Source organism: Plebeiibacterium marinum, assembly GCF_026013615.1.
In the GTDB taxonomy this organism is placed as follows: domain Bacteria; phylum Bacteroidota; class Bacteroidia; order Bacteroidales; family Marinilabiliaceae; genus Saccharicrinis; species Saccharicrinis marinus_A.
On record NZ_JAPDPI010000005.1, the window covers coordinates 148,540 to 161,547 of the forward strand.

The 13,008-nt window shown below is 37.7% G+C and carries 7 protein-coding genes; 6 read left to right on the top strand and 1 reads right to left on the bottom strand.

Going from position 1 to position 13,008, the window contains the following annotated elements; translation table 11 throughout:
* Positions 1-258 precede the first annotated feature (258 nt).
* The 4 genes from thrA to OM074_RS04330 all read left to right on the top strand — a co-directional run bounded on the left by thrA (position 259) and on the right by OM074_RS04330 (position 6,010).
* The gene (gene thrA / locus OM074_RS04315) at positions 259-2,691 is read left to right on the top strand and encodes a bifunctional aspartate kinase/homoserine dehydrogenase I (RefSeq protein ID WP_301198060.1); all 2,433 of its coding nucleotides are present in this window, start codon (positions 259-261) and stop codon (positions 2,689-2,691) included.
* Between the two features lie 38 nt (positions 2,692-2,729).
* A complete protein-coding gene (locus OM074_RS04320) occupies positions 2,730-3,935 on the top strand; it encodes a cofactor-independent phosphoglycerate mutase (RefSeq protein ID WP_301198061.1) in 1,206 nt (401 codons plus the stop codon).
* Positions 3,936-3,949: 14 nt separating this feature from the next.
* Positions 3,950-5,245 (top strand): threonine synthase, encoded by a 1,296-nt coding sequence (thrC, locus tag OM074_RS04325; RefSeq protein ID WP_301198062.1) that lies wholly within the window; start codon positions 3,950-3,952, stop codon positions 5,243-5,245.
* A gap of 123 nt (positions 5,246-5,368) precedes the next feature.
* A complete protein-coding gene (locus tag OM074_RS04330) occupies positions 5,369-6,010 on the top strand; it encodes a tetratricopeptide repeat protein (protein WP_301198063.1) in 642 nt (213 codons plus the stop codon).
* Positions 6,011-6,217: 207 nt separating this feature from the next.
* Here OM074_RS04330 and OM074_RS04335 read toward each other — a convergent pair whose 3' ends face one another.
* Positions 6,218-8,752 (bottom strand): ATP-dependent Clp protease ATP-binding subunit, encoded by a 2,535-nt coding sequence (locus OM074_RS04335; RefSeq protein ID WP_301198064.1) that lies wholly within the window; start codon positions 8,750-8,752, stop codon positions 6,218-6,220.
* 238 nt (positions 8,753-8,990) lie between these two features.
* Between OM074_RS04335 and gyrA the strand changes: the two genes are divergently transcribed.
* Together gyrA and OM074_RS04345 are read left to right on the top strand one after the other, a co-directional pair.
* A complete protein-coding gene (gene gyrA / locus OM074_RS04340) occupies positions 8,991-11,528 on the top strand; it encodes a DNA gyrase subunit A (RefSeq protein WP_301198065.1) in 2,538 nt (845 codons plus the stop codon).
* A 31-nt stretch (positions 11,529-11,559) separates the two neighbouring features.
* Entirely contained in the window at positions 11,560-12,726 is a 1,167-nt protein-coding gene (locus tag OM074_RS04345; protein ID WP_301198066.1) for a tetratricopeptide repeat protein, read from the top strand.
* Positions 12,727-13,008 lie beyond the last annotated feature (282 nt).

Consider the following 13,008-nt stretch of genomic DNA (forward strand, 5'->3'; position numbering starts at 1 on the left):
AAAAGCATTACATTTGCATAACAATTTATAAGGAAAAACACAAAAGAACTAATGGTTTATAACTTATTCCATACAATTACTACCACAACAACTTCAACATTCACCCCTTGGGGGGTCTAATTTGTTATTCCTTTAAAAGAAAGGTATCGTATAAAGGATTTATAAGATGCCGATAGATTTCTAAAAAATAATAAATCATTGTTATTATAATCACTTTGTTTTTCTCATAAATAGAGATTGGCATTTCAAAATAAATTTATGAAAGTATTGAAATTTGGCGGAACTTCGGTTGGGTCAGCAGATAGCATCTTAAAAGTCAGGGATATTGTTAAAAGTCAGGATGATGACGTTGTTGTTGTAGTTTCAGCAGTTGGCGGCGTAACAGATCAATTAATAAAGGCTGCTAACCTCGCAAAAAAGGGAGACCATGAGTGTTTTGATATTTTAAGCGAAGTTAAGGAAAAACACTATGGAATAATCAGCGAGTTGTTCCCTTTAGATATAGCGCAGACCATTAAGTTTAGGGTGGATCAATTGTTTGACGAGGTGAGCACTATAATTAAAGGTGTATATATGCTTAAAGAGATCACCGTTAAGAGTGAAGCTATTATATCAAGTTTTGGAGAAAGGGTTTCTTCATTTATGATTGCACAGCTTTTTGAAGGTGGAAAACTTTTTGAGTCTCAAAAATATATTAAAACTGATAAGGTTTTTGGCAAGGATACTGTTGATTTTGAAGAAACAGAAAGAAATTTGTTGTCGGTAAAAGATGAATTGGTTGCCATCAATGTTTTCCCCGGATTTATTGCATGTAATAAAAATGAGGAAATTACCACATTAGGTCGTGGAGGTTCTGACTATACTGCAGCTATAATCGCAGCAACTCTTGATGCATCAGTATTGGAAATATGGACGGATGTAAATGGTTTTATGACTGCAGATCCGCGTATTATCAGCAGGGCTTATTGTATAGATAAACTGAGCTATCAGGAAGCTATGGAGCTATCCCATTTTGGAGCAAAAGTAATTTATCCTCCTACAATCTTACCTGTGTACAAGAAAAAAATTCCAATCCTTATTAAAAATACTTTTAATCCTGAAGCCCAGGGAACATTGATAAATGATGAAAGAGAACCTTTAAAAGACAAAAAAATTAAGGGTATCTCATCAATCAAAGAGGTTGCTTTGTTAACGATTCAGGGCATTGGTATGATCGGAGTAACCGGTATTGCCATGAGGTTGTTTAAATCATTGGCGCAAAAGAATATCAATGTAATTTTAATCTCACAGGCATCTTCCGAAAATTCTATAAGTATTGTTATAGAATCAAAAGCAGCTGATAAAGCAGTAAAACTGGTAGAAAAGGAGTTTAAGACAGAGATTGCATTAAATCAGGTCAATAATATTACTGTAGAAAGTGATATGGCAGTTATTGCTATTGTTGGTGAAAACATGAAACATACAACAGGGATTTCAGGAAAGCTCTTCAATAGTATGGGGCGAAATGGCGTAAATATATATGCTATTGCTCAGGGAGCTTCAGAACTGAACATCTCTTTTGTAGTTAAAGAAAAGGATCTGAGAAAAGGATTGAATACAGTGCATGAAGCGTTTTTCTTGTCGCATTTCAATGTGGTAAACCTTTTTGTTATTGGAACAGGGACAGTTGGTAAAATGTTGATTGAAAAAATCAATAGCCAGTCAGATAAGTTGTTTGCAGAAAATAAACTAAAAATCAGGGTTGCCGGTATTACCAATAGCCGTAAAATGCTATTAGATCCGCAGGGATTGGATACAAGTGGTATTTTGAATGATCTGATGGAGAAAGGTGACAACGCTAATCTTAGTGTGTACACCGAAAAGGTTAAAGAGTATAACCTGGCAAATAGTGTGGTGGTAGACTGTACTGCAAATGCGATTATTTCAGAAATATACCAGGGCTTGCTGGAATCAAATGTTTCTGTGGTTACGGCCAATAAAATTGCAACATCATCAGATTATGCCTCATATCAAAAACTAAAGGAAACAGCCTTGAACAAAGGGGTTAAATTTTTGTTTGAAACCAATGTGGGGGCAGGTTTGCCTATTATTGCACCATTGAACGATTTGGTTATGAGTGGAGATAAGATTTTGGGTCTGGAGGCTGTTCTGTCAGGTACATTGAACTATATAGTTAATACGGTTGATGAGAATAAACCTCTATCTGATGTCATTCAGGAAGCTAAAGAAAAAGGTTATAGTGAGCCGGATCCAAGAATAGATTTGAGCGGAACCGATGTGGTTAGGAAAATATTGATCCTGGCCCGTGAAGCAGGTTATGAAATGGAGCAGAGCGATATTGAGGTGGTTCCATTTGTGCCACAAAAGTATATGGACTGCGATTCTCTGGATCAATTTATGGAAGAGATTAAGGAATATAACGGTACATTTGAGGAGAAAAGAAAAGAACTGGCCAACCAGGGGAAAAAGTTGCGCTATGGTGCTAAACTTGAGAATGGGAAAGCTACGGTTGGTTTTATCGAGATTGACAAAACACACCCGTTCTTTGATTTAGAAGGAAGTAATAATATTATCCTGATCAATTCGGAACACTATAAAGAACACCCAATGCAAATTAAAGGGTATGGTGCTGGAGCAGATGTTACAGCAGCCGGGGTGTTTGCAGATATTATAAAAGTTGCAAACAAGTAATTATTTGGGATTAGTAATTTGAAGAAAGAAGATTTGAAATGAAATATTTAGTAATACTAGCAGATGGGGCTTCAGATGAGCCTGTTGAGGCCTTGGGGGGGAAGACTCCCCTGATGGCGGCAAAAACTCCTTATATTGATCAGTTGTGCAAGCAGGGAGTAAGTGGATTGCTTGATACTGTGCCAGCATCTTTACATCCGGGTAGCGAAGTTGCCAATATGATGGTAATGGGGTATGATGCTGAAAAATACTATAAAGGCAGGGGTGTTTTAGAAGCGGCTTCCATGGGTGTAAAAACATCATTAACAGATCTTGTTTTTCGATGCAACCTGATTTCAGTTCAGGATGAGAAAATCCTGAACCACTCGGCAGGACACATTACAACGGAGGAAGCGAAAGAAATTATTGAATTTCTCCAGGAAAAACTGGGATCTGACAAAGTGAACTTTTATGCTGGGGTTAGTTATCGTCATTTGTTGGTTGTTGATGGTGGAAGTGACCAGATTAACTGTACGCCTCCCCATGATGTTCCTGGTATACCTGTTGTGGATGTGATGCCTACCGCTAAAGCAGATAGTGCTCTTGAAACCATTAAGGTGATTTCTGATTTGATGATGAAATCAAAAGAGTTGCTGAAAGATCATCCTGTAAATATTAAACGAAGAGAAGCCGGGAAAGCAACAGCTGATATGATTTGGCCATGGTCACCGGGTAATACTCCTGATATGCCAACACTAAAAGAGTTGTATGGCGTCGAATCCGGAGTTGTAATTTCGGCAGTAGATTTAATTTATGGGTTAGGTGCTTATGCCGGGTTAAAAGGTGTGCATGTTGATGGTTCAACAGGATTGCATGATACCAATTACGAAGGAAAAGCAGAAGCTGCCATAAAGGCTTTAAAAGATAATCAATATGTATATCTTCATATTGAAGCCAGTGATGAAGCTGGACATGAAGGTGATTATGAGTTGAAAACAAAAACTATTGAGTATCTGGATGAGCGTGTTGTAAAATATATAATTGATGAAGTGGCAAAAATGGACGAGCCGGTAACTATTGCTTTATTGCCGGATCACCCTACGCCATGTCACTTGCGTACCCATACACGTGATGCAGTCCCGTTTTTTATTGTAAAGCCGGGTATGAAGCCTGATGAGGTTACAGAGTATAATGAAGATGCAGCCCAAAAGGGAGGTTTTGGTCGTATTTATGGTACAGAATTCATGCAAACACTATTAAAATAGTAAAATCAGACAAAATGCAGTTTTATAGTACAAATTCACAAAATATAAAAGTTGGCCTTAAAGAAGCTGTTCTTAAAGGATTGGCAGAGGATAATGGTTTGTATATGCCGGAGCAGATTCCGGTATTACCAGAGTCTTTTTTTAATGATATCGCAAATAAATCGCTTCAGGAAATAGGGTATGAAGTTCTTAAGCCTTTTTTTACTCCTGATATACCAGAGGATAAGTTTAAGGAGTTGGTTGATGATGCCCTTGATTTTGAGATTCCGGTAGTAAAAGTCAGTGATAAGAAATATGCTTTGGAGTTGTTCCATGGGCCAACCCTGGCATTTAAAGATGTGGGAGCACGGTTTATGGCTCGTATCCTTTCTTCATTCGTTTGCGGACAGGAAAAGGATATTAATATTTTGGTGGCTACTTCCGGTGATACAGGTAGTGCGGTAGCAAATGGTTTTTATAAAGTTCCGGGGATTAATGTTTTTGTACTTTATCCTAAGGGATTGGTAAGTGAGGTTCAGGAAAAGCAATTTACTACATTAGGTGAAAATATAACTGCCATAGAGGTAGATGGTACCTTTGATGATTGTCAGCGGATGGTTAAACAAGCCTTTCTTGATAAAGAATTGAATGAAAAAATGGTGTTGACTTCTGCAAATTCGATCAATTTAGCCAGGTTGTTGCCTCAATCCATTTATTATCACCATGCTTATGCCCAGATGCGCAAAAATGGAATTAAGGATGATGTGGTAATGTGTGTACCAAGTGGTAATTTTGGTAACATTACAGCCGGATTAATTGCTCAGCTGATGGGATTGCCTGTTAAAAGGTTTATCGCTGCCACAAACATCAATGATATAGTGCCAAAGTATTTAGAGTCTGGTCAGTACAATCCGGCTCCATCAAAAGCAACAATTGCCAATGCTATGGATGTTGGTGATCCGAGTAATTTTGTGCGTATTTTGGACTTGTATGATGCTGAGCACAAAGTGGTAACTGAAAAAATGGAAGGTTATTCGTACACAGATGAGCAAATCAGGGCCACATTAAAAAGAGTTGATTCGGACGAGGCTTATGTTTTGGATCCACATGGTGCAACTGGATATATGGCATTGGAGGAAGGGTTGAAAGAAGGAGAGTCTGGTGTGTTTCTGGAAACAGCCCATCCAACTAAATTTCCGGAGGTAGTAGAGCCCGAAATTGGGAGAAGTCTTGAGGTGCCGGAAAGATTGCAGGCATTTATGAAAGGAGAGAGGAAGAGTGTGCAAATGGATACAACACTTGAAAATTTAAAGGATTTTTTATTAAAATAGGTATGGTTTTTGGATCATTTTAAGGAAATACTTTACAATTATTAAGATTTTTTCAAAAAATAATTATTTTTACGATTCTTAATATAGAAAAGTATTAATTAGAAATAATTCAAAACAAAGATTATGAAGAACATTTTAACATTAGGGGTGTTATTGTTTGCTTTAGTTGCAACAACTTTTGCCCAGGAGGAGAAGAGCGCTGCAGAGTTGAAGAATGATGGGAATGCGGCATTAAAAACGAAAGATTATAAAACCGCATTAGCTTCTTATGAGGCTGCAATTGCAGCCTGGGGTGAGGAAGAAATGGATGCAGCTATGATTTACAATACTGCAACATGTGCAAGGAAGTTAAAAAAGGATGAACTTTCAATTAAGTACTTTGACCAGGTTAAGGAATTGGGTTATAAAGCCGATATTGCAACTTATTATAAGGCAAAAGCCTATAAGAACCTGGAAAAAGAAGAGGAGATGGAAAAAACCTTGTTGGCAGGAATTGAAGAATTTGCTTCCAGTAAGTATGTTGCCCATATGAAAAAAGAATTAGCAACCTACTATGTGAAACAAGCTAATGAGTTTTTTACTAAAGGGGTTTCTTTGTTAAATACCCGTACTGATACAAATAGAGACCAGTGGGATGCCATCAAAGGTAATGCTAAGACTGAATTGGATAAGGCGACTGAGTTGGCAAATAAGGCTATTGGTTACCAGGCTTCAAATCAGGCAGCTCAAACAATTGTTACTAAATCAGCAGAGTTGTTGAAGTAATTAATAGTAATGATATAAACAATAGTTCGTTAGTTTTTTATAAGTGTAAGATTATGAGATATTTAATAAAATCAACTTAAGTTAGGTAAAAATCTTATTTTAAGTATCTTGCAAATGAGTCTCTTATCTCTTATCTAAAATCTAACGATCTGTTAAAAAAAAAGGATGAACAATTGTTCATCCTTTTTTTTTGTGTCCATATGGAAATTATTCCTTGTCTTCAGGCTCGTTGAGAGCTTTATTGTCTTTTAATATCGAAGTGAAAATTTTACTTTCTTTTTCGTCATAATCAACCTGTATCATGTCTCCTTCTGAAACAGATGCCTGGATTATTACTTCTGCCATTTCATCTTCAAGGTATTTTTGTATAGCTCTTTTTAAAGGTCGTGCCCCAAATTGAGAGTCAAATCCTTTTGATGCGATAAAGTCTTTTGCATTTTCAGTAAGTTCAAGTTTGTAGCCTAAGCTTTCCACCCTTGAGTAAAGTCCTTTGAGTTCAATGTCGATAATCTTGTGAATATCTTCTTTTTCAAGTGTGTTGAACACAATCACATCGTCAATACGGTTGATGAACTCTGGAGCAAAGGCCTTTTTCAATGCTTTTTGAATTACATGGCGTGCGTGGTCTGAATCAGATTCCCTGCTTGCGGATTGGAAACCAACTCCACGGCCAAAATCTTTAAGTTCACGAGACCCGATGTTTGAGGTCATAATAATAATTGTGTTCTTAAAGTCCACTTTTCTCCCCAGGCTGTCGGTTAACCTTCCTTCGTCCAGTACTTGAAGTAATAGATTAAATACATCAGGGTGGGCTTTTTCAATTTCATCTAAAAGCACTACTGAATATGGTCGACGGCGAACTTTTTCGGTTAGCTGTCCACCTTCTTCGTATCCTATATATCCCGGAGGTGCACCAACAAGTCTTGATATGGAGAATTTCTCCATGTATTCACTCATATCAATTCTAATCAATGCATCAGTTGAATCAAACAGGTATTTAGCAAGGATCTTTGCCAAGTGGGTTTTTCCCACACCAGTAGGGCCAAGAAACACGAAAGATCCGATTGGGCGGTTAGGATCTTTTAGCCCTGCACGGTTCCTTTGTATTGCTTTCACAATTTTTTGAATGGCTTCTTCCTGGCCAATGACACTGCCTTTAAGTTGGTCGCCCATTTTTAATAACCTGAAACCTTCGGCCTGGGCAACTCTTTGAACCGGAATGCCGGTCATCATAGCAACAACTTCAGCAACCTTTTCAACGTCTACGGTTTCTCTTTGTTGTTGTAATTCCTGTTCCCATTTGTCTTTTGCTTCATTGAGTTCTTCCATGTAGGTTTTTTCCTTATCTCTGAAGCTGGCTGCCAGTTCAAAATTTTGAGCTTTTACAGCCTTTATTTTATTTTCTTTGGTTTCTTCTATCTGTTCTTCAAGTTTCAGGATGGTTTCAGGAACAACAATATTTGAAATATGTACCCTCGATCCTGCTTCGTCTAAAGCATCAATGGCTTTGTCGGGAAGATGGCGATCGGTAATGTACCTTTCTGTAAGTTTAACACAGGCTTCAACAGCCTCGGGAGTAAACTCTACATTGTGGTGGTCTTCATATTTTTCCTTGATGTTGTTCAGTATTTCTACCGTTTCTTCAATAGAAGTTGGTTCAACCATTACTTTTTGGAAACGTCTTTCCAGAGCTCCGTCTTTTTCAATATGCTGACGGTATTCATCCAATGTTGTAGCACCAATGCACTGAATTTCACCTCTGGCCAAGGCCGGCTTCAACATGTTTGCCGCATCTAGCGAACCGGTTGCTCCCCCTGCTCCAACTATGGTGTGGATTTCATCGATAAATAAAATGATATTGGGGTTTTTCGAAAGCTCGTTTAAAATGGCTTTCATTCTTTCTTCAAATTGTCCGCGGTATTTAGTACCTGCCACAATAGAAGCAAGGTCCAGTGTTACTACCCTTTTGTCGAAAAGAACTCTGGAAACCTTTTTTTCATGGATGCGTATTGCCAGTCCTTCAGCGATGGCAGATTTACCAACGCCAGGTTCTCCAATTAATATGGGGTTGTTTTTCTTTCTTCGACTTAAAATCTGAGCCAGCCTTTCAATCTCATTCTCCCTGCCAACGATGGGGTCAAGTTTTCCTTCCTCAGCTGCCTGAGTCATATCAATACCAAAATTGTCAAGCACGGGAGTGTCAGAGCCTTTTGAAGTGCCCGAAGACCTGGGTGCATCAGATCCACCGCTTCCTCCTGAAGAAAAAGGGCTATCCTGATCGTCGTCTTCCGGTAGATCAGCCTTAGCCAATGGTTCGTTGTTGGTAATAATGCCTTTTACTTTTTCGTAATTAATCTTTTCTTCTGCCATAAGTTCGGATATAAAACCTCTGTTATCTTTTAATAATGCTAATAACAAATGTCCTGTGTTTATGTCTTTGCTTTTAATTGACCTGGCCTCCAGATAAATCAACCTTAAAATTCTTTCGGAGGATTTTAAAAGAGGAATGTGGTCTGTATGTTCTAAGGTTACATTTGTTTTTAGTTTTGATTCAATGCTGCTCTTAATATTCCCAAGGTCCACGTTAAGCTGGATCAAAAGCTCGATGGCAGTGCCTTCACCTTCCCTTAAAATTCCCAATAGCAGGTGTTCCGGACTGATGAAAGGGTTCCCTAATCTTTCTGCTTCTTCCTTGGCAAAACTTATCACATCATTAATTCTTTGTGAAAAATTTAGATTCATATAATAACGTATTACAATACTAAATTTAAAAATACAATTTATTTTAATTTCTTATCTATTTGAAACCTTAAAAATAGCAATAAATATGCGCAATAAAGAAAGTTTGTGGGTTGTTGATAAAATGTGTTATAAAAGCCTTTAAAATTAGCTTATAAATAACTAAATTAGGCCGTTCAAAAAACAGGCTTGTAAAGGCCTGTTTTCGTTTGTAAATTCTAATTCAAAATTTAATAATTAAATGGCTGAAGGAGAGAAAATAATTAAAATAAACATTGAGGAAGAGATGAAATCGGCCTACATTGATTATTCAATGTCGGTGATTGTATCAAGGGCACTTCCTGACGTGAGGGACGGGTTTAAACCTGTTCATAGACGCGTATTGTACGGGATGAGTGAACTTGGTGTTACTGCCTCAAAGCCATATAAAAAATCAGCAAGGATCGTAGGAGAGGTTCTTGGTAAATATCACCCGCACGGGGATTCTTCTGTATATTTTGCCATGGTGCGGATGGCACAGGAATGGTCGTTGCGCTATCCTTTAGTTGATGGCCAGGGTAACTTTGGATCGGTAGATGGTGACAGTCCGGCTGCTATGCGTTATACTGAGGCAAGGTTAAATAAAATTGCAGAGGAAACATTAGTGGATATTGAGAAGCGTACAGTTGATTTTCAATTAAACTTTGATGATTCTATCAAAGAACCTACGGTGTTGCCAACCAGAATACCAAATTTATTGGTTAATGGAGCTTCGGGTATTGCTGTAGGTATGGCAACTAATATGCCGCCTCATAACCTGACAGAGATTATTAATGCCACGATTGCTTACATAGAAAATAATGATATTGAAGTAGAAGGTCTGTTGGAATATGTAAAGGCTCCGGATTTCCCAACAGGTGGTATTATTTATGGTTATAAGGGTGTTAAGGAGGCTTTTGAAACCGGTCGTGGAAGAGTGGTAGTGAGAGCCAAAGCCGAAGTGGAGACAGATAAAAATGGCAGGGATAAAATTATTATCTCTGAGATACCATATATGGTTAACAAGGCAGAGTTGATTATGAAGATTGCTGATCTTGTTAACGAAAAAAGAATTGAAGGAATCTCAAATGTTAACGATGAATCGGATAGGCAAGGTATGCGTATTGTTGTTGACCTTAAAAGAGATTCAATAGCAAATGTTGTTTTAAACAACTTGTATAAGCTTACTGCTCTGCAAACATCATTTAGTGTAAATAATATTGCATTGGTTAAAGGTCGTCCCCAGTTGTTAAACCTAAAAGGACTGATCAGTAATTTTGTTGAGCACCGTCATGATGTGGTTACAAGAAGAACTCAATATGAGTTAGAGCAAGCAGAGAAGCGTGCCCATATTCTGGAAGGGTTAATTATTGCCAGTGACAATATTGATGAAGTAATTAAGATTATACGTGCTGCAGCAAGCCCGGATGAGGCAAGGGAAAATCTGATTAAGAGATTTGAACTGACAGAGATTCAGGCCCGGGCCATTGTGGATATGCGATTGAGACAGTTGACAGGACTGGAACAAGATAAACTGCGTGCAGAGTACGATGAATTATTGAAAGAAATAGCTGATTTAAAAGATATCTTAGCCAACGAGTCGCGAAGAATGGAGATTATTGTAAATGAGCTTCTTGAAATACGTGACAAGTATGGTGATGAGCGTAAGACAGATATTGTTTATGCATCAGAAGAATTTAATCCTGAAGATTTTTATGCAGATGATGAAATGGTAATAACTATTTCGCATATGGGATACATAAAAAGAACTCCGCTGGCAGAATTTAAAACACAAAACAGAGGAGGGGTTGGTTCAAAAGGAAGTACTACCAGGGATGAGGACTTTATCGAACACCTTTATCCGGCCACAATGCACAATACCATGTTGTTCTTTACAAAAAAAGGTAGGTGTTTCTGGTTGAAAGTATATGAAATTCCGGAAGGAGCTAAAAATACTAAAGGAAGGGCCATTCAAAACCTTCTGAATATTGAAGCTGATGATCAGGTGAAAGCCTTTATTAAGGTGAAAAAGTTGAACGATGCGGATTATGTAAACAGCCATTATATTATAATGGGTACCAAAAGGGGTATTATCAAAAAGTCGTTGCTTGTTGATTATTCCCGTCCGAGGGTTAATGGTGTAAATGCTATAACAATTAAGGAGAATGATGAGTTGATTCAGGCCAGGTTGACTAATGGTGAGAATGAAATTCTTATGGCTACCAGATCAGGTAGGGCTATTAGGTTTAATGAAACAAAGGTCAGAAGTATTGGTAGAACCGGTTCCGGAGTTCGTGGTATAGCCTTGGATACAGAGGTTGACGAGGTTGTTGGCATGATATGTGTTAAAGATATTGAAAAGGAAGATGTTCTTGTAGTATCAGAAAAAGGTTTTGGAAAGAGGTCGAAGATTGAAGATTATCGTATTACCAACAGAGGTGGTAAAGGGGTAAAAACAATGAAGATCACGGATAAAACCGGAGCATTGATTACTATTAAAAATGTTAATGATGAAAATGATTTGATGATCATTAATAAGTCCGGAATTACAATTCGTCTGGCTCTTGCTGATTTAAGGACAACGGGAAGGGCAACCCAGGGGGTTAGGGTGATAAACCTTAGGAATGGAGATGAAATTGCCTCGGTTGCCAAAGTTTCTGCTTATAAGGAAGAGGATGAACTAAAGGAGGAGGTTGATGAGTCAACTACCCAAGGAAATGAAGATGTAGTTTCAGATGAAAATACAGAAACTCAGGAATAGATATTAAAGAATCCACACAATAAAATGTTATATGATGAAGAAGATTATTTTACTATTAATTAGTGTAATAGCCGTTTCCGGGATTTTTGCCCAAAAAGGAAAGGTTACAACCGCAACAACTTTACTTGATCAGGGTGATGTGACAAAAGCCAAGGAGGCTATTGACGCTGCTTTGGCTAGTGAAAAAAGTAATACTTGGCCAAAAACATATATTGTTGCCGCAAAAGTATATACAAAACTTGCTAAAGATGGACAGGATGATCAGGGTATCATTAAAGCATCTGAATTTTATTCAAAAGCAATTGAGTTTGATAAAAAAGGTGATGAGAAGGGTAAGAAAATTGGTCGTTATAAAAATGAAATTGGCCAGGAGTTGTTGTTTTTTAGCAATGAGTTAACAAATGCAGGGGTACAGGCATTTAATAAAGAAGACTTTGCTAATGCAGTAAAGGCGTTCGAAAACTTGTTGGAAATAAATACAAACGAATATGCTGTAGCTATTCAGGGTGAAAAAGTTGATACGGCTATTATTTTCAATGCCGCTTTAGCTGCTTATAATGCAAAGGACTGGACTGCTGCAGAAAAATATTTCAATCAATCTATTGATTTGAAATATGGTGGTGGAGATGCAGTGTTGTTGTTACACCAGGTTTTTGGGTCGGCTAAAGACTCTACAAAAATGGGAGCTAACTTGATTAAAGGTTTTGAGACTTATCCTGAAGATGATAGGATTTTAACTGAGTTGATTAATTTTTATTTAACAACACAGCAAAATGAAAGGGCTCTTGACTATTTGAATAAGGCTATCGAGTCTGATCAATCAAATCCATCTTTTTACTATGCTCGCGGAGTATTGAATGATAATAGCAAAAACTTTGATGCTGCAATTGCGGATTATAAGAAATGCCTTGAGCTTGATTCGGAATATTTTAATGCCTTATTTAATATGGGAGTAATGTATTTCAATAAAGGAGTTGAAGAGGTGAATGTTGCCAATGATGAGACTGATATGAAAAAGTATGAGGCCAAAAAAGCAATAGCTGAAGGTACTTTTAAAGAGGCTCTTCCTTTCTTCGAAAGAGCGCATACTATTAAACCGGAAGATGCTGCTGTTTTGGAAAGTTTAAAGACTCTTTATTATAGATTTGAAATGATGGATAAGTACAATGAGACAGAGGCTAAATTGAAGGCTTTGTAGTAGGGTATTAAGATCTATAAAATATAAGGAAGAATCCGGGTCAGAAGTGATCCGGATTTTTTTGTGCTATAGGGGAGGTATTTGATAATATGGATTTGTTGGTTATTGGTATCCATATATAAACTTAATTACTGTCCCGAGACCATTTCGTTAAGACTTGGGATATATTTAAGTGTGGTTTCGGCCTATATTCGGATACCATAACCGAACCCTATCCGAACACAACCCGAACAGCACCCGAACAAACCCGAGCGCTACCCGAACAATTCCCGAAGCCGTATC